This is a genomic window from Yoonia maritima, assembly GCF_003003285.1.
GTDB classification, from domain to species: Bacteria; Pseudomonadota; Alphaproteobacteria; order Rhodobacterales; family Rhodobacteraceae; genus Yoonia; species Yoonia maritima.
In genome coordinates this window covers 57897-83861 of sequence record NZ_PVTP01000014.1, presented here as the reverse complement: position 1 = coordinate 83861, position 25965 = coordinate 57897, and the positions used below count along the sequence as shown (strand labels likewise).

The window sequence follows — 25965 nt, the reverse complement described above, 5'->3', positions numbered from 1 at the left end:
GATTATATCTTATAAAAAGACCCGTTCAACGAACCAATACGCCCCGACTGCCGCGATTGCGACAGATGCAGGAATGGCAACAAGACGGCGATATGCATCAACTCGATCACGAAAATGGATGGATGCTGCGCATAACGCAAAAACCATAGCCAATGGCGCTGCGAAGACCCAAACGGGACCTTCGATCAAAGTTTGCAACGGCGCAGGGTTCAAAACAGCAAGTGCCAGCGCCGCAATGAGCAAGACAGCATAGAGCGCAAAGCCCTGCCCTACCTCATTTGCGCCGCGATCAACGCGCAGCGCCTGCCAAACACACACGAACATGACGGCAATAACCGCAAGCTGCCCAACTTCGACCCCGACATTGAACCCGATGAGCGCTGGGATAAACGCATTTTCGGGCAGTCCGAATTCGGCCAAAACAGAGGCAAATCCAAGCCCGTGAAGCAGCCCAAACCCAAACACCACAACAGGTCGCCAACGGCTTAGCCCTTTTGCATAAATATTTTCGAGCGCGACAAACACGATGGACGCCGCAATAAGCGGTTCAACCACGCTACCGGGCAATCGCACATATCCAAGGGCGGCTAATGCCAGCGTCAGCGTATGCGCCAATGTGAACAACGATACCTGCGTCAACAAAGGTCGGATACGCGCCGATAAGAAAAACAGCCCAAGCACAAATAGGATATGGTCCAAACCTTTGGGGACGATATGATCAAAGCCAATCGGGATATAGGACCCAAATACATGCCAACCAGACTGTGCTGATCCACCATTAATCAAGAACGGTTCTGATAGCACGCCGCCCGACAAGGTGCCTGTATATGGGGCATTCTCAATGTCATTCTGACGTACAATCAATGTGCCATATTCAGACACCCAACCGATTTGAAACGTTTCAGCATCCTCTGGGTAGGTTCCGACAAGCGTAAGACGGGTCAAGCGCACAGACGTTTCGTCTTCGGCGCCATAAACAATAGTGCCATTATCATTTAGCACTGTCGGGGCTCCATCCACCAAAAACGTAAAGTTTTCGATAAATTGCGGCCAGTAAGCATCAAACCGATCTGCGATGTCTTGCGGTGACAACGCGCGCAACGCGTCGTAGTCTGCGGCATTGGTTGCTGTATCTGTGTCCTCGACAGAATTTAAATCGACACCGGCCAGCATAGCCTCTGCATTAACATCTAGTTCAATCATGACAACGCCATCATCGGCGCGCAAATTTAAGATACTTGGAAAGACTTCATGCGCATGAGCGGCTGTGCCAGTCATCACAATCACTGTGATCATGCTTGACATCAGCGAATGAAAGACAACCCTTGCAAAGTTGGATAAGGAAACACCTATGCGCATATTAGCTCTTCTCTTTTCATTGTTGGCCGTTCCTGCAACCGCTCATGAGTTCTGGCTTGAACCAACGGCTTATCAGATAGCTGCGGACGGTACGCTTGAGGCACATATTGTCAATGGGCAGAATTTCGCGGGAACCAATCAGGTGTTTTTTCCACAACGTTTTGAACATTTTGCAATCATCGCTGGCGGGACTGGCGCGAGTGTTCGTGGACGTGCCGGAGATCGACCAGCACTCAACCAAGCACCTGTTGCGCAAGGGCTAAACGTCATTGCCTACCAAGCGCGTAATGCAACCGTCGACTATGCGACTTGGGAAAAATTTCAAAACTTTGTTGATCATAAAGACTTTGGCGATGTGTTGACCCGCCAAAGAGAACGTGAGTTACCCGAATCTAATTTCAAAGAGGTATATTCACGTTATTCAAAGACATTAATTGGTGTCGGAAGCGCTGCGGGTACAGACCACCGTGTAGGGTTGGAAACTGAACTGGTTGCTCTGACGAACCCCTATACAGATGATTTGGACAATGGTTTCACAGTTCAGTTGTTTTATCATCAGGACGTGCGGGCAAACGTGCAGATCGAAGTCTTTGACAAAGCGCCCGATGGGACTGTTGAGGTTTCGTATTTTCAGACGAATGATGAGGGTATTGCAACCTTTCCAATAACGGGCGGTAATAGCTACATGGTCGATGCAGTTATGTTGCGCGAACCGTCAGATGAATTGCAAGAACAAACTGGTGCCGTTTGGGAAACGCTGTGGGCAAACCTGACATTTGGTACCCCCGAATGAGAACTCGCCTTCGTCAAAAAGTCACCACAGTTTGCAACCAAAAAATCGCACAAAAGGGCGAAGGTGTTGGGCTTTCGTTTTATGCATTCTTTGCGAACCGTAACGATGATCCTGCATTGCTAATGGAGGCCGCAACTTGGTGGATCGAAACCCACAAATTAGACCATTTTGAAAAGGCGGTCAAAATCCGTCAAATGGTACAGGATGGGTTGTGACGGACGCTTGCGCATCGCTCCCGGCTCGGTCAGAACGGGCGCATGACACAACAAGCTGACATTCTTTGTATTGGTTCGGTCCTTTGGGACGTGATTGGACGCACGGCAAGTTCAATGCGTGTAGGTTCTGATGTTCCGGGGCGCATTACGCGGCTTCCGGGCGGCGTTGCGATGAACATTGCGATGACTCTACGGCGTTTTGGTATGACCCCTGCCTTACTTACCGCAATTGGGCGCGATTCTGAGGGCGATGAACTGGTTGCAGAAGCCACCCGCATGGGGATGGTTTGTGATCATATTTATCGCTCCGAAGATCTACCCACGGATGTGTATATGGCGGTTGAAGGCGCAAATGGTTTGATTGCCGCAATCGCTGACGCGCATTCGCTAGAAGCCGCTGGCGATAAGATTTTGCGCGCTATGGCAAACGGTGCACTTGGTACGGCTGACGCGCCGTATAGCGGCACCGTAGCACTGGATGGCAATCTGACCGAAGAGCTCTTGCAAGATATCGCAGGATCAAATTTGTTCCAACATGCAGACCTACGCGTTGCGCCAGCATCACCCGGCAAAGCGGAACGGTTATTGGCGCTTCTTGGCCATCCATCTGCAACATTATACGTCAATCTCGAAGAGGCAGGGCTGCTGTGCCACACGCAATTTGACGACAGCGCGAGCGCCGCCGCTGCGTTGATTCAACGTGGTGCGCACCGCGTGCTTGTCACAGATGGCGGCAAATCCGCATCAGAAGGTACACAAGGCGACATCATCACACAAACCCCACCTGCAGTCATGGTCACGCGTGTGACCGGCGCAGGCGACACATTTATGGCGGCACATATAGCGTCAGAGTCCGAGGGCATGAACCGCTCTGCGGCCTTGACACGTGCACTAAACGCGGCAGCGACATACGTATCCGGAGAAACACCACTATGACCATTCCAATTCATTACAGCGCCGAAGTTGCACATGCGCGCGCGGACGGTCGTCCGATTGTTGCACTCGAAAGCACGATCATTACTCACGGAATGCCATTTCCACAGAATGTCGAAACCGCCCGTATTGTAGAAGACGATGTACGAAAGGCTGGCGCCGTTCCCGCCACGATTGCTGTGATTGACGGATTACTTCATGTTGGGCTTGAGCCTGAACAATTGGACAGTCTTGGGCAAGCCGAAAACGTCGCAAAGCTATCGCGTGCCGATATGGCTGCCTGTATCGCAACAGGTGGTACGGGTGCCACAACGGTTGCGGCGACCATGATCGCTGCGCATTTGGCGGATATTCATGTATTTGCTACAGGCGGAATTGGCGGCGTTCATCGGGGCGCTGAACTCAGCTTTGATATTTCGGCAGACCTACAAGAACTGGCCCAAACACCTGTCACAGTCGTCGGCGCTGGGGCGAAGGCAATTCTTGATCTACCAAAAACATTTGAAGTCCTCGAAACGCTGGGTGTTCCTGTCATCGCATATGGGCAAGATGTGCTGCCCGCCTTTTGGTCTGCCACGTCTGATCTTGCGTCGCCATTGCGGATGGACACTGCCGAAGACATCGCGCGCGCGCAAACTACGCGCACGGCAATGGGGCTTAAGGGGGGACAGTTAGTTGCCAACCCTATTTCGCAAGCGGATCAGATTACCGCAGAAACGCTTGCCCCGATCATCGCGCAAGCCTTGGCAGAAGCGGATGAACAGGGTGTCAGCGCAAAAGCTGTCACACCATTCCTGTTAGGACGCATTTTCGAACTGACCGAAGGACGGTCACTCACTGCAAATATTGCGCTCGTTCGAAACAATGCGCGGCTAGCTGCACAAATAGCCATCGAAATGGTAAAACTGGGCTAACATCACACACCATAAGGTTGTGGCTGGGTCCGGTAATACATAGATGTGGCATCAAAGACATTTGAGATAGTAAAATGACCAACGCGACTCCTGACGACCCTAAGCGCCGTGGCAAGTTGCGGATATTTTCTGGCCTACGCAGTAATTTTTTAGCGGGGCTGATCATCGTCGCGCCTATCGGGCTGACCCTATGGCTGATTTGGACTGTTGTCGGGTGGATCGATAGCTGGGTTTGGCCCTTTGTTCCTGATGCTTACCACCCCGAAGAGCTTGTTAACCGACTGCTAAATCGGGGTCCGGGTGACGAAATTACCGTAAACGTACGCGGCATTGGCGTGTTCATCTTTTTGATCTTCACGGTGATGGTTGGTTGGACGGGCAAGGGGCTGATCGGGCGTTCGTTTATACGCATCGGTGAACGGTTTGTTGACCGCATGCCCGTCGTGCGCTCTATCTATAACGCTGCAAAACAGCTGGCCGAAACCGTGTTTTCACAACGCGATACGTCGTTTGATAAGGCTTGTATGGTCGAATACCCACGCAAGGGTATTTGGGCAATTGCGTTTGTATCAACTAATGCCAAAGGCGAGATCGACGCCAAGCTATCAAACGGTGAACCTGTTGTGACCGTTTTTCTCCCCACGACACCTAACCCGACATCAGGATTTTTGCTGTTCTTACCTCAAAGCGAGGTTAAGTTTTTGGATATGACTGTCGAGGATGCCGCGAAGCTTGTGATTTCGGCGGGTCTTGTCTACCCCAACAAAAAACAAACGCCCGAAGTTGTGGAAAGTGACGCCTAAGTGTTCAGCGCTTCAATTACTGGATTTATCACGGGCTTTAGCCTGATTTTAGCGATCGGCGCACAGAACGCATTTGTATTGCGGCAAGGCTTAGCGCGTAATCATGTATTCCTACTTTGCCTTTTATGTGCGGGTTCTGATGCGCTTTTAATAGCGGCTGGGGTTCTAGGATTTGGCGTGATCGTTGAACTGTACCCCCTTCTGCCGCAAATCATGACATGGGGCGGTGCCGCATTCCTGATCGTTTATGGTGCGATACGTCTTTGGGCGGCCTACAAAGGTGAATACGCCATGCAAATCGCCGGGCAATCCGCGGGGTTATGGGCAACGTTAGGCACAGCTGCTGCGCTGACGTGGCTTAACCCACATGTGTATTTGGACACACTCGGTTTAATTGGTGCGATATCGGTCCAATACGGTGATGTTGCCCAGAAAACCGTTTTTGGGATTGGCGCAATCACGGCGTCTTTTGTCTTTTTCTTTAGCTTAGGTTACGGTGCACGACTGTTGGCGCCGGTAATGCAATCCGCGAAAGCATGGCAAATCTTGGATGTGCTCATCGGTGTCGTAATGTGGCTTTTGGCGTTTAAGCTGCTTAGCTAAACATGTCGGCCAAATCCACGGTGCTGTGATTGTTCAAATCGCCCTTGTGCTGCGCTAAAAACGCATGTGCCGCCGCTTCGCCCGCTTCCCGCAGGCGGCTCAGCACGACAGGTGTTGGTATGGTTTTGGTTGCAACGTTGAGTTCGTTCATCAAACCATCATCCGCGATCATATGCACCAAGACGCTTTTCATCGCACCTTTGGGGACGGACCCTTCACGGATCAGACGTTGCACAAACGCAATCGCGCGAAGTTCACGTAGTAAAGAACTGTTAAAACTGATCTCGTTTATCCGATTATGAATGCCCTGTACGTCTTCTGGAACATCTTCACGGTAAAGCGGGTTGATGTTCACAACTAAAACGTCGCTAGGCAGATGTTTTTCAAACAATGGGAATAACGCTGGGTTACCAGTGTATCCACCATCCCAGAATGCTTCTGTTTTACCTGTTTTCGGATCTGTAAATTCGACTGCCTGAAACATCGTGGGTAAGCAGGCAGATGCCATGATCACATTAGGACAGATTTCCACGTCATTGAAAACACGTATTTTTCCAGACCTAACATTCGTCGCGCAAATATAAAGCTCGGGTCCTTCATCGCCGCAAATTTTATCGTAATGGAATTTGTTTACGATCGCCTCTAATGGGTTACGAAGCGCCGGGCCGTAAATGTAGGGCGACATCATACGCGTCGTAAAATCAAAGGCCGCATAAGCCGGCGAGTATTTTAGTGTCTTAGCCCAAACATGTGCGGTAGGAGCAAGCGACGCGATCCAGTCAGAAAGGCTTGGGTCCGTAACGGCACCCACCTGCCCCCAAAGCCATTCGAGGTTATCAATCGCGCCCTGCCGGCCGCCATCGACCCAACCAGATTTCAACGCAACAGCATTCAAAGCACCAGCCGACGTACCCGAAATAGCCGCAATTTCAATATCTTCTTCCGCAAGAAGACGCGATAAAACCCCCCAAGTGAACGCGCCATGCGCACCACCGCCCTGAAGCGCAAGGTTGATACGTTTCACAGTGCGGTCCAACCGCCATCAACGCTAATAGTGGTGCCTGTGACTTGCGCCGCGGCATCCGAACAAAGATACAAAGCCGTACCGCCCAACTGTTCGGTCGTTGCAAACTCTTTTGATGGTTGCCGTTCAAGCATGACATTTTTGATCACGTCTTCACGCGACATGTCGTATTCCTTCATCGTGTCAGGGATCTGCGCCTCGACCAAAGGGGTCAGAACATAACCCGGACAAATCGCGTTGCATGTGATGGGTTCTTGCGCGGTTTCAAGGCCTATTGTTTTCGTGAAACCGACAATCCCGTGTTTAGCTGCAACATAGGCCGATTTATACGGTGAGGCCGTCAGTCCATGAGCGGATGCAATGTTGATAATCCGCCCCCAGCCCTTTTCACGCATACCAGTGATTGCCGCTGCAGTTGTATGAAACGCAGAGCTAAGGTTAATCGCGATGATCGCGTCCCACTTACCCGCTGGAAATTCTTCGACCGGTGCGACATGCTGAATACCAGCATTATTCACCAAAATATCACAGCCGCCTGCATCCGCTATCAACCGACGACATTCGTCGCCCTTCGACATGTCGGCCTGAATGTAACGCGCACTCACCCCGGTTTCTTGGGCGATTTCAGCAGCAAGAGCATGATCTTCGGCCGTATCAGTGTAGGAATTTAGCACCACATTGATGCCTGCCTTAGCCAATTCGCGGGCAACACCCAGTCCGATACCCGAATTTGACCCTGTAATAATCGCGGTTTTGCCTGAAAGTGACATGGAATCTGCTCCGTCATGTTGCGTTACGACTCAGTCTACATGCTGCAACTGCAAAGGCCACCGATTGTTAGAATAGCCAATAAAAAAACGCCCGCACAAGGCGGGCGTAAAGTTATTGAGGCAGGTTTCATACAGGCAAGAAACCTATCGAGCAGTGACACCTTTATAAGCAATCACTTGCGCGGCTCCAAGCTAAAAGTTTGAAAACGCACAAAAGCCGCTTTACGATCATTTTTAATAAGCAAATCAAACCAACGGGGCATCACAATTATGACATCGCATTTTCATCGCAGCTGGCGAGGTTTGACAGCATCCTTAATGCTGATCGCCTCTGGCACATCAGCGGTCGCCGAACCCCAACATGGCATAGCTATGTATGGCGATCCTGCCCTTCCACCGGATTTTGTGTCCCTGCCCTATGCAAATGCAAATGCCCCGACGGGCGGCCATATTGTCACCGCCGAAGTCGGCAGTTTTGACAGCCTAAATCCATTCATCCGGAAAGGGTCAGTTCCTTGGCAATTACGCTTCTTTATGGGTGAAAGCTTTATGGGTAGAAGCTTGGATGAACCGTTCTCTCTATATGGTGTTTTGGCCGAATCGGTTGAAACCGGACCGAATCGCGAGTGGGTTGAATTCACGCTGCGCGAAGGAACGGCGTTTTCCGATGGTAGCCCTCTCACAATCGAAGATGTGATGTGGTCTTATGAAACGCTGGGCACGATTGGGCACCCACGCTATTTGGGGTTCTGGTCCAAGGTCGAAAGCATGGAACAAACTGGTGACCGGTCCGTCCGCTTTACCTTCAACGTCGAAGATCGCGAACTGGCGTTGCTTGCTGGGATGCGTCCGATTTTGAAAAAGGCACAATGGGAAGGCGTTGATTTCGCCGAGAGCACAACAGACATCGTCCCAATCACATCGGCCCCCTACATCATCGACGATTTTGAACCGGGGCGTTTTGTTTCACTAAAACGCAACCCAGACTATTGGGGCGCTGATGTGCCTTTCCGCGTAGGCACGAACAATATCGACGAAGTACGCCTTGAGTTTTTTGGTGACGAAACAGCCGCGTTTGAGGCGTTTAAGGTTGGTGAGGTGAATTCAAACCGTGAATTCAACGTTGCGCGTTGGGATACGTGGTACAATTTCCCGGCGGTGCAAAATGGCGATGTGATTAAATCGGTTCTCGGCCATGAACGCCCCTCTGGCATGACAGGATTTGCGATGAACACCCGCAAAGCCATATTTGCTGATTGGCGCGTGCGCGATGCAATGCTGCATGCGTTTAATTTTGAATTCATCAACCAAGCCCTAACAGGCTCAGTCCAGCCGCGGATCACCTCATACTGGTCTAACTCACCGCTTAGCATGTCGCATGGTCCTGCCGAGGGGCGTGTGCGCGAATTTCTGGAACCGTTCGCCGATGAACTGATCCCCGGCACATTAGAAGGCTACAGCCTACCCGTCGCAGATGGCAGCGAACGGAACCGCGCTGGGACGCGAGCAGCGTTGGATCAAATGGAAGCGGCCGGCTGGACTGTGCAAGACGGCGTCATGAAAAACGAAGCCGGTGAAGACTTCACATTCGATATCCTTCTTGATCAAGGAGCAACTGAAAATCAGACGATCATTGATATGTATGTTGAATCGCTGTCACGTATTGGGGTCACCCCGACAGTAACTGTTGCCGACAGTGCGCAATTCAAAGAACGCACCGACGCCTATCAATTCGACATGGTTTACTATCGTCGGGGTGTATCGCTCTCACCCGGCAACGAGCAGTTTAACTATTTCGGTTCCGAAGACGCCGATCAAACCGGAGGCCGTAACCTGATGGGGGTCAAATCACCCGCAGTGGACGCGATGATTGGTCGGCTTCTTACCTCGGATAGCCAAGATGATTTTGTCGCTGCTGTGAAAGCCTTGGATCGGTCACTGACCGCGGGGCGCTATGTTATCCCTATCTACCAGTGGAACATCAGCCGCATCGCGCATTCAAAAAACCTTCATTTCCCCGACGCAATGCCAATTTTTGGCGATTGGCCAGGCTGGCAGCCAGACGTTTGGTGGTACTCTGAAGACTAGAGCGTTCCCCTCAGCCCAAGCGGCTGGGGGGGGTTAACTTAAGGACGTGACCCATAAAATGGTCGCGTCTTCTTGGCTTAGCGACACGACGTTATGCCCCATCGACGCATCGTAGTACGCGTTGTCGCCACGGCTAAGTTCAATTGGCTCATAAAATTCAGTGTAAAGCCGAATTTGCCCCGTTAGCACGTATAGAAACTCCTCGCCGTCATGGCGCACCCAGCCGTCGAAATCATCCATCGAACGGGCCCGCACACGGGCGCGATAAGGCAACATTTTTTTGGTCGTCAAAGTTTCGGCCAGCAACGCATGCTCGTAGGTGGTTGTGATCTTTGTACCTTCGTCACCGTTCCTTGTGACAGCCATACGGCCGTTTACTTGTCCTTTTGACGGTGGTGTAAACAATTGAGGTACCGATATTTCCAACCCGACAGCTAACTTTTTCAGCGCATCATAGGTTGGCGACATCTGACCATTTTCAATTTTGGAAAGCGTCGAACGCGCAAGGCCAGCTTGCTGGGCAGCCTGCTCCAATGTCCAATCACGTGCCTTGCGCAATTCACGTACACGCGCCCCTAAATCAAGAGGCTGGGCAATTGTGCTGTCGCCGTTTTCATGAGCAACGCGGATAAGGCTTTGTGGATCGTGTTCTGTCATGACGCCTGTCTTAATCAGAGGGCGCAATTGTTGCAACTGCGAGGATTACCTCGATGCACCATACGCACAGGTCCGACGTGAATATGTGCTATTTTGCACAGTGCTTTATGTGCATTGGCTCTGGCCCCTGTTCACTGACGTGCTATCACAAACACAATGGTACGTGTGAAGCGTACGGAATGCTCAGCCGTCGACACCCCGCTAACCGTTGCGACGCGACAGGAGAACCAGATGGTCAAACTTGATATTATTTCCGATCCAATTTGCCCGTGGTGCTATATTGGTAAGACCAACTTGGATAAGGCGTTGCTTCAGTTTCCGGATCACCCATTTGTCATGGAATGGCACCCGTTTCAGCTGAACCCTGACATGCCCGCCGAAGGTATGGACAGACGTGCTTACCTTGAGGCAAAGTTCGGCGGCAAAGATGCTGCCGTACAGGCATATGCACCTGTAGTTGAACATGCCGAAAAGACCGGCGCTGTGATCAATTTTGACGCCATCAAAACAACCCCAAACACGATTGACGCACATCGCCTCATCCACTGGGCGGGGATCGAGCAGCGACAAACCTTTGTCGTTGATTTGTTGTTCAAAGCCTACTTCGTTGATGGGCGCGATATCAGCAACCACGAAGTCCTCGCGGACATCGCGGACACAGCCGAAATGGACGCTGCCACAATCACAAAGCTACTTGGCTCTGATGCTGACATCGAAGATATCCGCGCGCGCGATGCTCATAGCCGCAAGATGGGTGTGAACTCTGTACCGACATTTATCGTGGCGCAGCAACATGCGGTCCCCGGTGCGCAGCCGCCTGAAACCTGGGTCAGCGTGATTACCGAAATCATGGATAAGCTAGAAGAAGACGCATGAACGCTCCTCGTCCAGCTTGGCACAATAACGACAGGCATCAGGTTGCTTTGGCCCCCTAAGTCAGGATGCGAACAAACTAATCGTAATCTGTCGCACTGTATTGCTGCCCTTTCGCTGGACCCCCTTCATGAAACGCCTTCCACAAACAGAATTCATTGCCCTTATGGCAATGGTAGCGGCAACAGTCGCATTTTCAATCGACGCAATGCTCCCCGCTTTACCGCAGATCGGCGCGGAACTAACGCCACTTGATCTGAACCGTGCCCAGCTGATCGTGACCAGCTTTGTACTGGGCATGGGCATTGGCACGTTATTTACCGGCCCGCTTTCGGATGCTTTCGGGCGTAAACCGGTCATGGTCGGTGGTGCGCTGCTTTATATTGTTGCATGTGTCATCGCGTGGCAGGCGCAAAGCCTTGAAGTCATGCTGGCCGCTCGTGTGCTGCAAGGATTAGGTGCTGCAGGCCCGCGCGTTGTCGCGATGGCCTTGGTACGTGATCTATACAGCGGCCGCGAAATGGCGCGGATTATGTCTTTTGTTATGATCGTGTTTTCAATTGTACCGGCCTTGGCACCCACCATTGGTCACTACATCATTATTGGTTTTGGTTGGCGCGGAATTTTCGCAGCCTTTGTCGTCTTTGCATCCATTGTGATGACATGGTTGGTCATAAGACAGCCTGAAACACTGACACCCGAAAAACGACGCCCACTCAGCGTAAGGGCTCTTGTCAGTGCAACGCGCGAAATGTTCGTTCACCGGACAGCACGATTATCGATTCTTGTGCAAACCTTGACCTTCGGCATGCTGTTTATGTTGATTTCGTCAACACAGCAGGTCTTTGACCAAACTTTTGCGCAAGGCGATGTTTTCCACCTCTGGTTTGGCGCAATCGCAATTTTCGCCTCATCGGCAAGCGTGCTGAACGCACGACTGGTCGTTCGACTGGGGATGCGCGCGATTATTAAATCTATGTACACAGTACAAATTGCTATCACTGTAATGCTTGTCGCCGTGACACTATTCAATGGGCCCTATTGGCTTAGCTTTGGCGCCTATCTTATTTGGGTCACAGGTAATTTTTTCCAAGCGGGCCTAACAATCGGGAACCTAAATGCGCTCGCGATGGAAGAAATGGGGCATATTGCAGGGCTAGCCGCATCCGTCATTGCCGCAGTGGCGACCGTGGGTGCTGTGATCATCGCTGCGCCAGTCGCGCTTATGTTTGATGGAACGCCGATGCCAATGGCCTACGGCACATTGGTATGCGCAAGCTTGGCGCTATGGCTCACGACCATGATCAAACGTCCCGGCGAAGAATAACCACCGTCCTCGCTTTGTACCAAATACTCAAAACAAAGGCCGGGTTTACCCCAGCCATTTGCAATAAATGATGCAATTTGAAATCTGTTGCAGATGGGCTTTTCACTATTGCTATCGCTCCATCCTCCCTTCGTGGAGGGTGGAGCAAGAAAAACCACAAATGCATAATTTTCCCTTGGCATTTTTGGTGTGCGTTCCCATATGATGATCACGGCTCAAGTGATCCGTTCCGCCCACAGTGGAAAAGCGTCCGCGCGCACTCTTTAAGTAAGCAACCTTGCTGAACCTAATTTTCTTCGACGCACTGCCGTCGGCTTAGTGGGCACCCCATACGGCATATGTTGAAGGATCAACACATGAACTCATTCGTTTCTGACCAGCAGGCGTTCAAACGCGCCGCACAAAACTTGTCCAAATTGCCCGGGACTGGCTCGCTTAACGCCTGCCAAACCATCCTTGCGAAGGCTACAGGACATCGTGATCTGCATCATGCGCAAGCCCTTCAGGCGCGGCGTGCGAATGCCCCAATTGCAGCTCCAACCGCGACACAGGTCGAAATCATTACTTCCCTGGAGAAAGCCACGGAAGGCAAGGTCGGCCCGATACTCAATGCATTGCAGAGGGCGCGCTTTTTTGGCCCAAAAGCGGATCCCGAAGAAGCGCTCAATGTCCGGGCTGATCTATTTTCAAAGGAGTTTCCCGCGACAAACCGACAAGCTCTTGGGTCGCCCTGCAGAATCAAGGAAGAGGGACGCCCAGCCAGGCGAGCATTGCTCATCTCACGGGGAGGAGATCGGAACAGCCTCAGCGAGGCAATGACTGATCATGGGATTGCTACCTGTGTAGGTTTTGAGCTTGCTCAGCATCGCAAAGGGAATTTCTTCATCCCCATGCGTTTCTGGATGCCGTATGGTGTTTGGACGGAGAAGGATGGATCGAAGGTCTTGTTTTCGAGAGACTACTGCCCGCTTTGGAAGATCAAAGAGGACTGCGCGCCTACCCAGGACGATCCTAATCGCGCAGTGCATTTCACGGATCAGCAGTGGTTTTTTGATGAAATGACATTTCGCCAACCCGCTGATGTAGCTCGCAATCGCGGCCTTGAAATTTTGCGGGAATACCGGGTTGTGTCAGTTCCGACACTCGTGGAGTGGCTGCCGGAATGCCTGAAGCAAAAGAAATGGATATCTGACTTCAAAAAGTGGCCTTGGGCAAGCTCCACCCAAGAAACCTTGGTGGTTTAGGCATAGTGTTGGTAAGATCTACCCAAGCAAACCCTTCGGGTAGATCTTACCCTTCGCCAACCCCAGCTTCATTGCTGGGGTTGTTTTCGTTGAGCTGCTTCCGATCCAGTTGTACTTGAAGCGGTAGATCTCAACGATCTTTGCCATTGTCTCGGGATTATACAGGTAATGGCGATCCCAAGTCTGGCCGTTGCCACTTGGCGTGTGTCCGGGTCGTGCGGCAAAGCGAAGGTTGGATCTCACTTTATGGAAATATGAGTCGACACTTCGGAGCGTCGCCAGGCGCATCAGGCGAGCGCGGCGGTCATTTGGCATGCTCGGACGGTCTGTGAGGATCCGGATCTCTCTTCCTGGTTCGGATTTGGTGGGAATGGCCACTCAAAAGGCATTCCCACCGGATAGGCCCCCAACAGCCCCTAAATCACCAGATCGGTTTGTTCTTCCGCTTCTGAGGCCGTCATTGCCGCCCAGGTGCTGGACTTGATGCCTGATGCCAACTCCAGGGCCGTCTTACCTTCCGCGACGAGGCTGTTTCGCTGGTCGTTTGACTTATTCTTGTCGAAACGCACCACGATGATATCCGCCAGACTTGCGATAGAGCTTTGGATGTTCTGCTGTTGACTTGCCACGGTTCGTGCATTCGCCATTTGTGCATGCATCCCGCGGGGGCTCGGGGCGAAACTTCGCCCGCAGGCGGCGATATTCTTCGACTATGGCCCTATTGCTTTTCAGGATTGAGGATTTTCCGCATGCCCCGCAGATGTATGTCTTTTCGTCGCCTGAGCCGCTGACCTTGCCGCGTGGAAAGTTTGGTTTGACTTTGGTGCCGTTTTTCCCTCGGTTATCATAAGGATCCGGCGGCTCTCTGAAGAGACTGCACTGAGGATTCCTGCAGAAGTTGATGTCGATGCCGAAGGATGGCAAAGGCAATCTTCGGCGAGGCTCACCCGAAGAATTTTTCGAGAGGCTTCCCACTGATTTTCTCCCGATTGTTCCGGTTTTTTCTTATTATTGTGGGAGTAGATTGGCCAGAAACTGGCCAACCGAAATTTTAATTTGCATCATTTACTGCAAAGGGCTGGGGTTTACCCGGCCTTTTTCTTTTTCTCGTCGGCAAGCTTTTGCGCCAATTCACGTGCGATATTAAACGCACCTTGGATTTTATCGCGCTCCTTAGCCCAGTCACGTAGCACGACGATCTTGTTATCCTTGACCTTGGCTTGACCTTCTTGTGCATGCACAAACTCAACCAATCCCTGCGGAGACGCGAATTTATCATTGTGAAACTGAATCGTCGCGCCTTTTGGCCCTGCATCCAGTTTTGAAATACCCGCACGTTTACACATGGCTTTGATACGTACGACCAACATCAATGTGTTCACCTCACGCGGAAGCTTACCAAACCGATCAATCAACTCTGCCGCAAAGCCTTCCAACTCGACCTTGGTCGTTAACTCCGACAGGCGGCGATACAGGCCAAGCCGAACATCAAGATCAGGCACATAGTCCTCTGGGATCAGCACAGGCACACCAAGGTTGATCTGCGGCGCCCATTGACCGTCATCGATGATGCCCTCGGCGTCACCAGATTTAATCGCGGCAATCTGATCTTCGAGCATCTGCTGGTACAGCTCATAACCAACTTCGCGCATCTGCCCTGATTGCTCTTCACCAAGCAGGTTCCCTGCCCCGCGAATATCTAAATCTTGGCTCGCGAGCGTAAAGCCAGCCCCAAGGCTGTCGATGGATCCCAATACACGCAAACGCTTTTGTGCAGTATCGGTCAGCTTTTGACGCGGTTTGGTTGTTAAATAAGCATAAGCACGGGTCTTAGACCTGCCAACACGTCCACGAATTTGATAGAGCTGTGACAGGCCAAACATGTCAGAACGCCAAACAATCATCGTATTTGCAGTCGGAATATCAAGGCCGGATTCAACAATTGTTGTCGCCAACAAGACATCGTATTTCCCATCATAAAACGCGTTCATCCTATCGTCCAATTCACCGGCGGCCATCTGGCCTGTCGCTGTGATATAGGACACTTCAGGCATCTCCGTTTTCAGGAATTCCTCCATTTCGGGCATATCGGCGATACGTGGAACAACAATAAACGACTGTCCGCCGCGGTAGTGCTCGCGCAACAATGCCTCGCGCACCGTGACCGTATCGAATTCGCTCACGTAGGTTCGTATAGCAAGCCGATCAATGGGCGGTGTGCCAATAATTGACAGGTCGCGCACACCAGACAACGAGAGCTGCAAGGTCCGTGGAATAGGTGTAGCGGTCAGCGTTAATACATGCACATCGGTCCGCAGTTGTTTTAGGCGCTCTTTGTGCTGAACACCAAATTTCTGTTCTTCATCAATGACTAACAATCCAAGGTTCTTAAATCGCACACCCTTTGCCAGCAATGCATGCGTGCCAACAACAATATCAACGGTTCCTTTCGTAATCCCGTCACGCGTCAATGCTGCATCCTTGGCTGACACGAAACGCGACAGCGGTCGGACATTCACGGGAAATCCCCGGAACCGTTCTGCAAAGTTCTGATAATGCTGACGTGCCAACAGTGTTGTTGGTGCAATAATTGCCACTTGAATACCGGAAAGCGCGGCGACAAATGCTGCGCGAATGGCAACTTCGGTCTTGCCGAAACCGACATCACCACAAATGAGGCGATCCATAGGTTTGCCAGCGGCCAAGTCATCCAACACATCAGCTATCGCAGCCAACTGGTCATCGGTTTCAACGTACGGAAACCGCGCTAGGAATTGATCCCACAGGCCGTCAGGCGGGTCCATCGCGGGTGCCGTGCGCAATTCGCGCTCGGCTGCGACTCGAATAAGCCGTTCAGCGATTTGCCGGATGCGCTCTTTGAGCTTGGCTTTCTTTGCCTGCCATGCACCGCCCCCAAGTTTATCCAAAAGCCCAGTATCATGGCCGTATTTAGACAAGAGTTCGATGTTTTCCACCGGCAGATAGAGCTTGGAATCCTCAGCATATTCCAGCAGCAGGCATTCATGTGCCGCACCCAATGCGGTCACGACCTCCATTCCTTTAAACCGACCGACGCCGTGATCGACATGAACCACAAGATCGCCGGGGTTCAGGCTGTTCGCCTCGCTTAAGAAATTCTCGGCGCGACGTTTACGTTTGCTTTGACGAATTAGCCTATCACCCAGAACGTCTTGCTCTGAAATGACAGTTAGTCCAGGCGCTTCAAAACCATGATCAAGTGGCCAAACAGCAAGATGCACCCCAGACTTCCCAACCCGACTGAAATCTTTAATCGGGATAGTTTCAGAAATGCCTTCGTCTTCGATCAGCCCTTCAAGTCGCTCTCGTGCGCCCTCGGAATAGGACGCAATGACAACAGGTCCGTCATTAAGTTTAACTTTCACATGGTCTACTAATGATCTGAAAAGGCTTATTTGTTCTTGTTGGCGTTCAGGTGAAAAATTGCGCCCGATACGCCCGCCAGCATCAATAACGCCCATACCTGTTGCCTGCTTCAAAGGCGAAAACTGCATCACCCGTCTGTCGGAAATCGCCGCATCCCACGCGTTGTCATCCATATACAACAATGCAGGCGGAGCCGGTTTATAGACGCTATCCATCCGACCTTTTTGAGTCAGCGCGTGCATACGCGTGCCATATTGGTCTTCGATGCTTTCCCAACGCGCCAACCGCATTGGCCCCATTTGATCATCCAAGGTAACTGTCGCGCGCGGCAGATAGTCGAACAACGTTTCAAGCTCTTCTTGAAAAAAGCCGAGCCAGTGTTCGATCCCAGCATGTTTGCGCCCGGCACTGACGGCTTCGTAAAGCGGATCATCGGTGCCCGCCGCGCCAAATTCAATGCGGTAGTTTTGCCGGAACCGTGTAATTGCTGGATCGTCTAAAATGACCTCGGATACGGGCGCGAGTTCGACTTCGGTTAGTTTTTCAGTGGTCCTTTGAGTGGCTGGATCGAAACGCCGCGCGCCATCTAAAACATCACCAAAAAGATCCAGCCGGACAGGTCCGGATTGCCCCGGTGGGAAGATATCGATTATGCCACCCCGCACGGCATAATCCCCCGGCTCCATCACTGTGGGACTTTGAGTAAACCCCATACGAACCAAGAAGTTACGTAGCGCAGATTCATCAATCCGATTACCAACTGTGGCCTTAAAAGCCGCCTCACGCAGGATACTGCGGGCAGGTACGCGTTGGGTTGCAGCCGCAAGCGAAGTCAGCAGTATAAACTTTTCTGGCATTCCATGCACAAGCCCAGCAAGAGTTGCCATGCGTGCGGCAGAAACATCCGCGTTCGGGGAAATCCTGTCATACGGTAGGCAGTCCCAAGCGGGGAAAACGAACACAGGAACATCTGGTGCAAAAAACGAAAGCGCTGCCTGCATCGCTGCAAGGCGCTTATCATCAGATGCAACGTGAAGAACTGGCTGGCCTTTAGATAGTTCAGCCAGAATAAGCTGCGCATCATAGCCTTCGGGTGCACCGCTTACGGTGATGTGTTTTAGATCGGACATGCAGGATGAACTACTCCGCCGGGCTTTGGTGTCAACCGTTCAGTACCCAAACGGCTGCATAAGACGAAAAAGCATCCCGTAGGCCGCCGAAATAAATACAGATACCATCGCGATGACCTGAATCAACAGTCGGAGCCGTATCAGGTATTTAGAAAGATCGGCCCCGTGCAGCGGATTTCGTAATAATCTCTGAGAAGCAACAACATTTATGCCTCCAACACAGGTGATTGGAAGTATCAAAAGCATGACACCTTGGGCGACTTCCATTCGGTAATACAGTGCGGAAACGACGACAGAAGTCAGAATAAACGCAAGTAAACCAATCACTAAACCGCCACTTTCTTGCGTCAGCGCCTGAATGCGTCGCACGTTGATATCGACCAATGTTTCTAAATCACTTCCGGCCTGCGCGCCAAAGCGTCGCGCGCGCAAAATCATATCAAACGGCACACCTATGATCCAATGACTTGCAATCATCCAACACATGCAAACCATAATCCAGTACCAAAGGTTGGAAAATGTGTGCACATCAAGCACACGCGAAAAGAGGCTGTTCCAATCCAAAGTCGTATCCCGTTGAACTAAATGGTTTTGCGCGACGTTAGCGTTACAAACGAAAGATGCCCATACTTGTGATAGGTAAAAATCCGTGCGACCAAGGCGTCAATTGCGAAAGATAATGTCATGAAACCCACTGTTGCTCCTTTTCCAGCCACGCGCCTGCGTCGGAACCGCCAATCTGCAAGCCTGCGGGCGCTTACGCGTCAGCATTCATTCAGCGTGGATGATCTGATTTGGCCTGTTTTTGTAATGGATGGGACGGACGACGAAACGCCCGTTGCATCAATGCCGGGCGTAACCCGCAAGACGGTGGATCGCGTTGCCAAAGCAGCGATCGAAGCCCAAACATTGGGCATCCCTGCTATTTGTCTTTTCCCTTACACCGGTATGGAGGCCCGTACCGAAGATTGTGCCATGGCGTGGGATCCTAACAACCTCACGAACCAAGCGATCCGTGCGATTAAAGATGCAGCACCCGACATCGCGATTATGACAGATATCGCGCTAGATCCGTACAATATTAACGGGCACGATGGATTTGTCGAAAATGGCGAAATCGTGAATGATCGTACCGTCGAAGCGCTTGTTAAAATGGCGCTGGCGCAGGCGGATGCCGGGGCTGACATTTTGGGCCCCTCTGACATGATGGATGGTCGCATCGCCGCGATCCGGCACGCCCTTGAGACAGAAAAGCATCAAAACGTTACGATCCTTAGCTACACCGCAAAATACGCATCTGCGTTCTACGGACCGTTTCGCGATGCGGTTGGGGCGTCATCCGCGCTGACTGGTGACAAGAACACATATCAAATGGACCCGGGAAATTCAGACGAAGCACTGCGCCTTGTCGAACGCGACCTTTCCGAAGGTGCCGATATGATCATGGTGAAACCCGGGATGCCATATCTCGATGTTTGTCGTCGCGTGAAAGATGCGTTTGGTGTTCCTACCTTTGCTTATCAAGTCAGTGGAGAATATGCGATGCTTCAAGCCGCCGTGCAAAATGGTTGGTTGAACGACGAACAAGTCATGATGGAAAGCCTTTTGGCGTTCAAACGCGCTGGCTGCGATGGGGTGCTAACCTATTTCGCGCCAGCAGCCGCAAAAATTCTGAATCGCTAACACACTATAGACAGTTAGTTACGATAGGTTTCCAGCAAAGGTTTGTTGTTCTTTATATGTCGTGCAATCAAGCGATTTTGCCGAGGTAAATCGACGATCATTTGCGCGGCGCTTGTCGGGCATTGTTGACCAACGAGGCCGGGGAACAGGGTCTCGATCTCTTCCTGTGCGTCAATAGAAAGTGAATGCGCTGCTTCTTTTCCCAAGAATAGGGTCTCAGCAGGTGCACCTTCAGCGAATACAACCTGATGATCATCACATAAAATATGGTAATAGCTTATGCTATCGATCGTTTCGTCAATAAATATATCTGGGAGGTTTGTAAGCCGCACCGCCGGGATAAGCACATCCCTTAGGCCAAACATGCGCTCTGCTACTTTTGACGAAAAAAGTATCCGGTGCTGGCGCGACACCAATAGGTCTTGCTTGGGTAATTCTTTGCCTAATGCGCCGGCACGAATGCGTACCGGTCGCAGCTTTGGATTCGCTGCTAGGTCCGCGCGAGAGAGCTTAATCACACCAATCCAGCGAATTTTTGCTGCTCCCGCTGCAAGCGTCACGATTTTCTGGCCAACCCGAAGTTTTTCGATCTCGATAGCGCCCTCACAACTAGAGATTTTTGTCCCACGGGCGAAACAAACAATGTTTTGGGTTTCCACATTAAACCCACCACCGGTGTTTTGGACCCCCGTTCCATCGGCCGTGGTCCAATTATCCAGATCAAGTATGGATGCAATCAAATCCTCTTGTTGAATTGGTAGCGTACCGTCTGCGGTCCACTCCATATAATCTTCGTCACCATCAATAATGACCGCCCCGTTGCTTGTCGTAAGCCCGGTCCCAGTAAGGTTTGGCGTTTGCGTATTACTGCCGTCAGCCTCGTTCCCGATAACCGCAACATAGTTTGTTGGGGTAATTGCGTTTCCGTCACGTGTTCCTTGGAACGCCCAAAACATTTCATTGCGGCCAGCGATATCATAGCCGCCCTTAATATAATCGACGTCGCCTCCAGAATCGAAATTGATGTATCAGCGGCAGGATCCATATCGATTGTCACAACCGTTCCAGCAGGCACGCCACCGGCTGGGACAGTCCATTCGATCATCTGTTCACTACCAAAGAAACCGGTCTCGTCGCGCTCATCGTCGGTGAAATAGATAACTTCTCCGGCGGAAAGATCGGTGGTTGCGATAAACGCGATATCATCGTTATCGCTATCCCAACCGACGAAAAGAATACCTCCTGGCTCTAACGGTATCTACAAACCACCCTCACTACTTCAAAATTCAACCATAGGACGACAAGGTAGCACATTTTACAATTTATCAATAGTGTCGATCAGCTGTTGGGCCACTCTTGGCGTACGGCAAACAAACCAACAGGTGACAGCTTCTTAGAATTTACTTATACTTCCCGAAATAAGAGACGATAAACGTTTCAGATATGGCAGATAAGGCGATAAAAATGAGCACTTACACAAGGCGTAGCTTTGCGCTTGGCGCTTTGGCGACAACCACATTGGGCGCATGTAGTAATGGTATCGGCGGAAGCGGACCAGCAACAATTGATGCTCGGGTCGATAGCACACTGAACGCAATGTATTCACAGTTTCCTGGCACTCAGCAACTTGCCGGCCGCGCCAGCGGTATGCTCGTGATGCCGTTGATCACCGAAGTTGGTCTTGGTCTTGGCGGTTCCTTTGGGCGTGGCGCCCTACGCATCGGCGATTCAACAGTCGACTATTATTCATCCGCGTCGGGCAGCGCTGGTCTGCAAATTGGTGCACAGCAATACAGCCATGTTTTGTTTTTCATGACCCAAGATGCACTAATGGATTTCCGTCAATCTCCGGGCTGGGCGGCTGGTGCCGATATCGAATATGCAATCAGCGCACAGAGCGAAATGCTGCGCGCAGAGACAACTACGTCACTGTCGCCCGTGATTGCTGTCGTATTCGCACAAACAGGATTACGCCTCGGCGCGACGCTCGAAGGTACTAAATACACTCGTATCATCCCTTAAGGGGCTTGTAATGCCAATGGGGCATTTATGATCATAAACAACATTGACTGCCCGACCCTCATTTTGGCTGCGGGCAGCTCAAGCCGTATGAATGGTCGTGACAAATTAAACGAAGTGGTCGATGGGGAACCTCTTCTTCGGACCCAATGCAAAAAAGCAATCGCAACACAACAACATGTCTATGTGGCGCTGCCCTCGGCCGATCACCCAAGAGCAGCACTACTTTCAGGGTTAGATGTTACTCTTTTGGCGATACCACAGGCAACTGAAGGGATCGGAGCGACATTACGGGAATCGGTCGCAAGGCTAGCACCATGTTCTAAGTTTATGATAATTCTCGCTGACCTTGTATCTTTGCAAACATCTGATCTGGTTCACATGCTTTGCGCAGTTGAAGAGCACCCAAACCACCTTATTTGGCGTGGTGCGACACACGAGGGAAACCCCGGCCATCCCGTTGTTTTTGATAACGCGCTACGTTCGGAATTCTTACATTTGTCAGGCGATAATGGGGCTGCCCCGATTATCAAAAAACACCGTGATCAAATGCGGCTTGTGCCACTTGGCAAACAAGCACTTCTGGACTTAGACACTCCCAAAGATTGGGCAGACTGGCGCGCCGGCACTAAGACTTAAAAAGGACTTTAGTTTCTTTTCTCTGCAATGTCTTACGAGCCGCACGATACTGCTTTAAGCCTTCCATTGTGGCAAGCTGAGGGAATAGTTGAAACAACTCTTCGCGTTGATCTTCGTCCACGCCGCGAAGTGAATAATCACCGGGTTGGAATGTCTCGGTCCATGTTCCGTTGGACAAGACCACCTCGTGATGTTCACACATGAAATGCACATAGGTAAGATCCTGCGGCGCACCGATTTTCACACCATCAATCTTCGTAAGGTCTTTTGCGTAAACCAGTACTTCGTTTTGTTCAAAATACATCTGCGCCATTTCAGAAACGATCAATACCCGGTGGTACGGAGATACCAGCATATCACGTTCAGGCAGACCATCACCCAATGCCCCAGCTTTGATGAAAATTGGGCGAATGCCCGGTGTCGTCTTTAGGTCATCTGTCGTGACTGACTTATGTCCGACCCAATTGATGTGTCTGATTCCGTTATCACGCGTGAGCACCCGCGCACCAACCTTCAAATCTTCGACAAGAATTTCACCACGCGGGGTGGCGATTGCAGTGCCCGGAGTAAAGCAAGGTACGATCTTTTGAGGTAATGATGGATCAGTTCCAGCAGCCGAATTGGCAGGCTTATTTACGCACCAAAGAGCAGTGCTATCAGGACATGTGTTCACGACTGTCATTGCGAAAATCCCCTGTTCAAACACATTACTCACAAAGCCGCTCTGTTCTGAACGGAAACACCGTTAAATTACCCGCCACTAGCGCAGACAAGCAACCTATTCTCGGAGTAGCCTCGCAAAAAGTTCATGTTTGCAAGTAATTACCCTAGTTAAGACATGCTTTGGGCGCGATGGCGACATATTGCAACCACGGTCCTGACTTAATTTTGCAAGCCTTACACCTTAACAAGGTAATACTGGTGCCGATGGAGAGACTCGAACTCTCACGATATTACTATCGGGGGATTTTGAATCCCCTGCGTCTACCATTCCGCCACATCGGCCAGTGCGGACCTCCTAATGCGGTGCGCGCGCAACGTCAATCAGTCGAATGCAATTTCTTGTATTAAAGTCGCGTAGCACCGAAAGTATCGCAATCGCTTAAGTTACCAGTCTCGAAACCACGCGCAAACCAGCGCTGACGTTGCGCGCTTGTTCCATGCGTAAATGTGTGTGGTTGCACGCGCTGCCCAGCATTGCGTTGCAGTGTATCGTCGCCGATTTGCGCGGCCGCGTTCATTGCTTCTGCAATGTCGCCTTGCTCGAGGCTATTGAACTTTTGCTGTGCTGCACGTGCCCAAATACCAGAAAAACAGTCAGCCTGTAATTCAATCCGCACGGAAATCGCATTTGATTCCGCCTCAGAAGACCGCGCTCGAATTTGATTTGCTTGCCCTAGGATACCCAATTCATTTTGCACGTGGTGCGCAATCTCATGTGCAACGACATAGGCTGCCGCAAAATCGCCACCCGCGCCCAAACGATCTTCGAGTGTGGTAAAGAACGCCGTATCAAGAAATGCTTTCTTCTCGGGTGGGCAATAGAACGGTCCAGTTGCAGCGGACGCGCCGCCACATGCTGATTGGGTCTGCCCCTTAAACAGCACTAAGGTTGGTGCGTTATAGACCTGCCCTAGTTGGTGACGGAAAATATCTGTCCAGACATCCTCTGTATCGGCCAATGTTACAGATACAAATTCAGCGGCACGTTCATCAGCAGGCGTCAGTTCAGCCGATTGCGCACTGCCCTGCCCGGCCCCATCAAGGTTTACAAATTGGCTAACATCAACGCCAAAATACCAGCCGATCAGCAAAACAACGACAGCACCAATACCACCAATTCCGCCCGCGCTCCGTGCGCCACCAGCGCGTCGTCGATCCTCGATTTTGCCGCTACCGCGTCGTCCCTGCCATTTCATCGCCTAGTCTCTCCCGTTGCCTATGAACCATTTTAACTGCATCGAGTAACGGCACAAGCTTGACCCCGCTGTGCCAGCGTGGCCTAACGCATAAAATACTGGAAGGTTCTAGAATGTTGCGTAGTCTCTACAATTGGACATTGTCATTGGCCCAATCACGCTATGCGCTTTGGGCACTTGCAGTGGTTGCCTTCGTCGAATCTTCGTTTTTTCCAATCCCGCCGGACGTTTTGATGATCCCGATGATCATTGCGCGCCCATCACGCGCGTTCCTCATTGCGGCCGTTGCAACAGTTGCGTCAGTGTTAGGTGGGATGTTTGGCTACTACATCGGCTTTGCATTGATGGAGACTGTCGGCCAACCCATCCTAGACTTTTATGGTAAAGGTCATGCGTTTGAAGAATTCGCAGCAAAGTACAATGAATGGGGCGCGTGGGCTGTCTTGACTGCTGGCGTCACGCCCTTCCCGTTCAAAGTCATCACGATCGCGTCAGGCGTGACGCAACTATCATTCCCTGTATTTGTTATTTCCGCCATTATCGCGCGTGCGCTGCGGTTCTTCTTGGTCGCAGTACTTTTGTGGAAATTTGGGGAACCTATCCGTGACTTTATCGAACGCCGACTTGGGCTTGTTTTCATCGCGTTTTGCGTTCTGCTGCTTGGCGGGTTCGCCGTTGTGGGGCTACTATGACACGTAATTTAATGGTTCTTATCGCGGCAGGTGGATCGGCTGCATTGATGGCTGGCGCATTTACATTTCAGTTTTTGGGATATCCGCCTTGCGCAATGTGTCTTTGGCAACGCTGGCCACATGTGGCCGCGATTGTGATCGGGCTATTGGCATGTAAAATCCGAGGGCGGCTTTTGCCGATCCTTGGCGCATTGGCCGCGGCAACGACTGGTTCAATCGGCTTTTTCCATATGGGCGTTGAACGTGACTGGTGGGAAGGCCCAAGTAGCTGCACAGGCAACGGCCTGCTGAATGGCCTAGATGGCGCAGGCCTACTCGCTATTGAGGGCCCAAAAGTCATCATGTGCGATCAAGTGTCATGGGAGTTCCTGACGCTTTCGATGCCAACATGGAACGGTATCTTTTCTTTCGTTTTGGTTGGCTTCTGGGTCGCGGCTGTTGTCCTTAGCGGCGCGTCGACAAAAGAAGGCTCGTCTCGCTCCGCGTGACACCCTCTAGGCGGCGAATAGCGGATAGCACCTGATCGAATTCTTCGAGCGTCGCCGTTCCGATTTCTGCGATCAAATCCCAAGTGCCATTGGTTGAATGAACCATCTGCACTTGGGGCATACGCGTTAGGCTTTTTGATATCTTCTCGGCACCGCGCCCCGCGATTTCCAAGCTCATGAAGCCGCGTACTGGATCTGGCCGCACGTCTGAACGGGTGACCACCGAAAACCCAACGATTTCACCACCTTCTACCAGCCGATCAAGTCGCGTCCGAATGGTGCTGCGAGTCACGTTCAGTTCTGCTGCCAGCTCTGACAGCGATGCGCGCCCATTTCGACGCAACGCCCCGACAAGCCGTGTATCCAGTTTGTCCAATTCAACCATCC

The 25965-nt window shown here is 51.5% G+C and carries 26 protein-coding genes and 1 tRNA gene; 15 read left to right on the top strand and 12 right to left on the bottom strand.

What is annotated here, in order from left to right; translation table 11 throughout:
* Positions 1-9: 9 nt before the first annotated feature.
* On the bottom strand, positions 10-1296 hold the full coding sequence (locus tag CLV80_RS16700) for a HupE/UreJ family protein (protein ID WP_106359102.1): 1287 nt from the start codon (positions 1294-1296) through the stop codon (positions 10-12).
* 55 nt (positions 1297-1351) lie between these two features.
* Here CLV80_RS16700 and CLV80_RS16695 point away from each other — a divergent pair, with 55 nt between their 5' ends.
* The 6 genes from CLV80_RS16695 to CLV80_RS16670 all read left to right on the top strand — a co-directional run bounded on the left by CLV80_RS16695 (position 1352) and on the right by CLV80_RS16670 (position 5620).
* The gene (locus CLV80_RS16695) at positions 1352-2152 is read left to right on the top strand and encodes a DUF4198 domain-containing protein (RefSeq protein ID WP_106359080.1); all 801 of its coding nucleotides are present in this window, start codon (positions 1352-1354) and stop codon (positions 2150-2152) included.
* Complete coding sequence (locus CLV80_RS16690; RefSeq protein WP_106359079.1) at positions 2149-2367, top strand: DUF6500 family protein; 219 nt, start codon at positions 2149-2151, stop codon at positions 2365-2367. Before CLV80_RS16695 ends, CLV80_RS16690 begins: the two co-directional genes overlap by 4 nt.
* Before the next feature lie 42 nt (positions 2368-2409).
* Entirely contained in the window at positions 2410-3303 is an 894-nt protein-coding gene (locus CLV80_RS16685; RefSeq protein WP_106359078.1) for a PfkB family carbohydrate kinase, read from the top strand.
* Positions 3300-4214, top strand: coding sequence for a pseudouridine-5'-phosphate glycosidase (locus CLV80_RS16680; RefSeq protein WP_106359077.1), 915 nt, complete (start codon positions 3300-3302; stop codon positions 4212-4214). Before CLV80_RS16685 ends, CLV80_RS16680 begins: the two co-directional genes overlap by 4 nt.
* A gap of 74 nt (positions 4215-4288) precedes the next feature.
* A complete protein-coding gene (locus CLV80_RS16675; protein ID WP_106359076.1) occupies positions 4289-5017 on the top strand; it encodes a DUF502 domain-containing protein in 729 nt (242 codons plus the stop codon).
* Positions 5018-5620: a LysE/ArgO family amino acid transporter gene (locus CLV80_RS16670; protein ID WP_106359075.1), complete on the top strand. Its 603-nt coding sequence runs from the start codon at positions 5018-5020 to the stop codon at positions 5618-5620. It begins immediately after the preceding gene.
* Here CLV80_RS16670 and CLV80_RS16665 read toward each other — a convergent pair.
* On the bottom strand, positions 5613-6644 hold the full coding sequence (locus CLV80_RS16665; RefSeq protein WP_106359074.1) for a patatin-like phospholipase family protein: 1032 nt from the start codon (positions 6642-6644) through the stop codon (positions 5613-5615). The genes CLV80_RS16670 and CLV80_RS16665 overlap by 8 nt on opposite strands.
* Positions 6641-7414 carry a 3-hydroxybutyrate dehydrogenase gene (locus CLV80_RS16660; protein WP_106359073.1) on the bottom strand — a complete coding sequence of 258 codons (774 nt, stop codon included), beginning with the start codon at positions 7412-7414 and terminating at the stop codon, positions 6641-6643. Before CLV80_RS16660 ends, CLV80_RS16665 begins: the two co-directional genes overlap by 4 nt.
* A 270-nt stretch (positions 7415-7684) precedes the next feature.
* On the opposite strand from CLV80_RS16660, the gene CLV80_RS16655 reads away from it, so the two are divergent.
* On the top strand, positions 7685-9502 hold the full coding sequence (locus CLV80_RS16655) for an extracellular solute-binding protein (RefSeq protein ID WP_106359072.1): 1818 nt from the start codon (positions 7685-7687) through the stop codon (positions 9500-9502).
* Between the two features lie 33 nt (positions 9503-9535).
* Here the strand turns inward: CLV80_RS16655 and CLV80_RS16650 are convergent, their stop codons facing one another.
* Positions 9536-10159 carry a helix-turn-helix domain-containing protein gene (locus CLV80_RS16650; RefSeq protein WP_106359071.1) on the bottom strand — a complete coding sequence of 208 codons (624 nt, stop codon included), beginning with the start codon at positions 10157-10159 and terminating at the stop codon, positions 9536-9538.
* A 231-nt stretch (positions 10160-10390) separates the two neighbouring features.
* On the opposite strand from CLV80_RS16650, the gene CLV80_RS16645 reads away from it, so the two are divergent.
* From CLV80_RS16645 to CLV80_RS16635, 3 genes are all read left to right on the top strand, one after another.
* Positions 10391-11035 (top strand): DsbA family oxidoreductase, encoded by a 645-nt coding sequence (locus tag CLV80_RS16645; RefSeq protein WP_106359070.1) that lies wholly within the window; start codon positions 10391-10393, stop codon positions 11033-11035.
* Positions 11036-11162: 127 nt separating this feature from the next.
* Positions 11163-12359 (top strand): multidrug effflux MFS transporter, encoded by a 1197-nt coding sequence (locus tag CLV80_RS16640; RefSeq protein ID WP_106359069.1) that lies wholly within the window; start codon positions 11163-11165, stop codon positions 12357-12359.
* A gap of 356 nt (positions 12360-12715) precedes the next feature.
* Positions 12716-13603 (top strand): hypothetical protein, encoded by an 888-nt coding sequence (locus tag CLV80_RS16635; RefSeq protein WP_106359068.1) that lies wholly within the window; start codon positions 12716-12718, stop codon positions 13601-13603.
* Between the two features lie 416 nt (positions 13604-14019).
* Here CLV80_RS16635 and CLV80_RS16630 read toward each other — a convergent pair whose 3' ends face one another.
* The 3 genes from CLV80_RS16630 to CLV80_RS16620 all read right to left on the bottom strand — a co-directional run bounded on the left by CLV80_RS16630 (position 14020) and on the right by CLV80_RS16620 (position 18702).
* Positions 14020-14250: a hypothetical protein gene (locus CLV80_RS16630; RefSeq protein ID WP_106359067.1), complete on the bottom strand. Its 231-nt coding sequence runs from the start codon at positions 14248-14250 to the stop codon at positions 14020-14022.
* 438 nt (positions 14251-14688) lie between these two features.
* The gene (gene mfd, locus CLV80_RS16625; RefSeq protein WP_106359066.1) at positions 14689-18138 is read right to left on the bottom strand and encodes a transcription-repair coupling factor; all 3450 of its coding nucleotides are present in this window, start codon (positions 18136-18138) and stop codon (positions 14689-14691) included.
* 39 nt (positions 18139-18177) lie between these two features.
* Positions 18178-18702 (bottom strand): component of SufBCD complex, encoded by a 525-nt coding sequence (locus tag CLV80_RS16620; protein ID WP_106359065.1) that lies wholly within the window; start codon positions 18700-18702, stop codon positions 18178-18180.
* A gap of 120 nt (positions 18703-18822) precedes the next feature.
* Here CLV80_RS16620 and hemB point away from each other — a divergent pair, with 120 nt between their 5' ends.
* A complete protein-coding gene (hemB, locus tag CLV80_RS16615) occupies positions 18823-19821 on the top strand; it encodes a porphobilinogen synthase (RefSeq protein WP_106359064.1) in 999 nt (332 codons plus the stop codon).
* Positions 19822-19835: 14 nt separating this feature from the next.
* Here hemB and CLV80_RS16610 read toward each other — a convergent pair whose 3' ends face one another.
* Positions 19836-20777: a Hint domain-containing protein gene (locus CLV80_RS16610; RefSeq protein ID WP_106359063.1), complete on the bottom strand. Its 942-nt coding sequence runs from the start codon at positions 20775-20777 to the stop codon at positions 19836-19838.
* A gap of 508 nt (positions 20778-21285) precedes the next feature.
* Here CLV80_RS16610 and CLV80_RS16605 point away from each other — a divergent pair.
* Positions 21286-21843 (top strand): lipid-binding SYLF domain-containing protein, encoded by a 558-nt coding sequence (locus CLV80_RS16605; protein ID WP_106359062.1) that lies wholly within the window; start codon positions 21286-21288, stop codon positions 21841-21843.
* Between the two features lie 27 nt (positions 21844-21870).
* Entirely contained in the window at positions 21871-22479 is a 609-nt protein-coding gene (locus tag CLV80_RS16600) for a nucleotidyltransferase family protein (protein WP_106359061.1), read from the top strand.
* Here the strand turns inward: CLV80_RS16600 and CLV80_RS16595 are convergent.
* The 3 genes from CLV80_RS16595 to ypfJ form a co-directional block, all read right to left on the bottom strand.
* A complete protein-coding gene (locus tag CLV80_RS16595) occupies positions 22469-23161 on the bottom strand; it encodes a Hint domain-containing protein (protein WP_106359060.1) in 693 nt (230 codons plus the stop codon). The two genes, CLV80_RS16600 and CLV80_RS16595, sit on opposite strands and share 11 nt — an antisense overlap.
* Before the next feature lie 237 nt (positions 23162-23398).
* Positions 23399-23484 (bottom strand) — tRNA-Leu (locus CLV80_RS16590).
* 62 nt (positions 23485-23546) lie between these two features.
* A complete protein-coding gene (gene ypfJ / locus CLV80_RS16585) occupies positions 23547-24398 on the bottom strand; it encodes a KPN_02809 family neutral zinc metallopeptidase (RefSeq protein WP_106359059.1) in 852 nt (283 codons plus the stop codon).
* 113 nt (positions 24399-24511) lie between these two features.
* On the opposite strand from ypfJ, the gene CLV80_RS16580 reads away from it, so the two are divergent.
* Positions 24512-25090 carry a YqaA family protein gene (locus tag CLV80_RS16580; protein ID WP_106359058.1) on the top strand — a complete coding sequence of 193 codons (579 nt, stop codon included), beginning with the start codon at positions 24512-24514 and terminating at the stop codon, positions 25088-25090.
* Positions 25087-25578 carry a disulfide bond formation protein B gene (locus CLV80_RS16575; RefSeq protein ID WP_106359057.1) on the top strand — a complete coding sequence of 164 codons (492 nt, stop codon included), beginning with the start codon at positions 25087-25089 and terminating at the stop codon, positions 25576-25578. Before CLV80_RS16580 ends, CLV80_RS16575 begins: the two co-directional genes overlap by 4 nt.
* Here the strand turns inward: CLV80_RS16575 and CLV80_RS16570 are convergent.
* The gene (locus tag CLV80_RS16570; protein ID WP_106359101.1) at positions 25535-25954 is read right to left on the bottom strand and encodes an Lrp/AsnC family transcriptional regulator; all 420 of its coding nucleotides are present in this window, start codon (positions 25952-25954) and stop codon (positions 25535-25537) included. The two genes, CLV80_RS16575 and CLV80_RS16570, sit on opposite strands and share 44 nt — an antisense overlap.
* Between the last annotated feature and the right edge of the window lie 11 nt (positions 25955-25965).

What these genes read in the sequence shown, in the direction of transcription:
- CLV80_RS16685 (WP_106359078.1), top strand. Translation starts at nt 2,410, where the DNA reads ATGACACAACAAGCTGACATTCTTTGTATTGGTTCGGTCCTTTGGGAC.
- CLV80_RS16595 (WP_106359060.1), bottom strand. Translation starts at nt 23,161, where the DNA reads ATGACAGTCGTGAACACATGTCCTGATAGCACTGCTCTTTGGTGCGTA.
- CLV80_RS16650 (WP_106359071.1), bottom strand. Translation starts at nt 10,159, where the DNA reads ATGACAGAACACGATCCACAAAGCCTTATCCGCGTTGCTCATGAAAAC.
- CLV80_RS16655 (WP_106359072.1), top strand. Translation starts at nt 7,685, where the DNA reads ATGACATCGCATTTTCATCGCAGCTGGCGAGGTTTGACAGCATCCTTA.
- CLV80_RS16610 (WP_106359063.1), bottom strand. Translation starts at nt 20,777, where the DNA reads ATGTTTTGGGCGTTCCAAGGAACACGTGACGGAAACGCAATTACCCCA.
- CLV80_RS16690 (WP_106359079.1), top strand. Translation starts at nt 2,149, where the DNA reads ATGAGAACTCGCCTTCGTCAAAAAGTCACCACAGTTTGCAACCAAAAA.
- CLV80_RS16640 (WP_106359069.1), top strand. Translation starts at nt 11,163, where the DNA reads ATGAAACGCCTTCCACAAACAGAATTCATTGCCCTTATGGCAATGGTA.
- mfd (WP_106359066.1), bottom strand. Translation starts at nt 18,138, where the DNA reads ATGTCCGATCTAAAACACATCACCGTAAGCGGTGCACCCGAAGGCTAT.
- CLV80_RS16630 (WP_106359067.1), bottom strand. Translation starts at nt 14,250, where the DNA reads ATGGCGAATGCACGAACCGTGGCAAGTCAACAGCAGAACATCCAAAGC.
- CLV80_RS16645 (WP_106359070.1), top strand. Translation starts at nt 10,391, where the DNA reads ATGGTCAAACTTGATATTATTTCCGATCCAATTTGCCCGTGGTGCTAT.
- CLV80_RS16695 (WP_106359080.1), top strand. Translation starts at nt 1,352, where the DNA reads ATGCGCATATTAGCTCTTCTCTTTTCATTGTTGGCCGTTCCTGCAACC.
- CLV80_RS16660 (WP_106359073.1), bottom strand. Translation starts at nt 7,414, where the DNA reads ATGTCACTTTCAGGCAAAACCGCGATTATTACAGGGTCAAATTCGGGT.
- ypfJ (WP_106359059.1), bottom strand. Translation starts at nt 24,398, where the DNA reads ATGAAATGGCAGGGACGACGCGGTAGCGGCAAAATCGAGGATCGACGA.
- CLV80_RS16580 (WP_106359058.1), top strand. Translation starts at nt 24,512, where the DNA reads ATGTTGCGTAGTCTCTACAATTGGACATTGTCATTGGCCCAATCACGC.
- CLV80_RS16605 (WP_106359062.1), top strand. Translation starts at nt 21,286, where the DNA reads ATGAGCACTTACACAAGGCGTAGCTTTGCGCTTGGCGCTTTGGCGACA.
- CLV80_RS16600 (WP_106359061.1), top strand. Translation starts at nt 21,871, where the DNA reads ATGATCATAAACAACATTGACTGCCCGACCCTCATTTTGGCTGCGGGC.
- CLV80_RS16635 (WP_106359068.1), top strand. Translation starts at nt 12,716, where the DNA reads ATGAACTCATTCGTTTCTGACCAGCAGGCGTTCAAACGCGCCGCACAA.
- CLV80_RS16675 (WP_106359076.1), top strand. Translation starts at nt 4,289, where the DNA reads ATGACCAACGCGACTCCTGACGACCCTAAGCGCCGTGGCAAGTTGCGG.
- hemB (WP_106359064.1), top strand. Translation starts at nt 18,823, where the DNA reads ATGAAACCCACTGTTGCTCCTTTTCCAGCCACGCGCCTGCGTCGGAAC.
- CLV80_RS16700 (WP_106359102.1), bottom strand. Translation starts at nt 1,296, where the DNA reads ATGATCACAGTGATTGTGATGACTGGCACAGCCGCTCATGCGCATGAA.
- CLV80_RS16575 (WP_106359057.1), top strand. Translation starts at nt 25,087, where the DNA reads ATGACACGTAATTTAATGGTTCTTATCGCGGCAGGTGGATCGGCTGCA.
- CLV80_RS16680 (WP_106359077.1), top strand. Translation starts at nt 3,300, where the DNA reads ATGACCATTCCAATTCATTACAGCGCCGAAGTTGCACATGCGCGCGCG.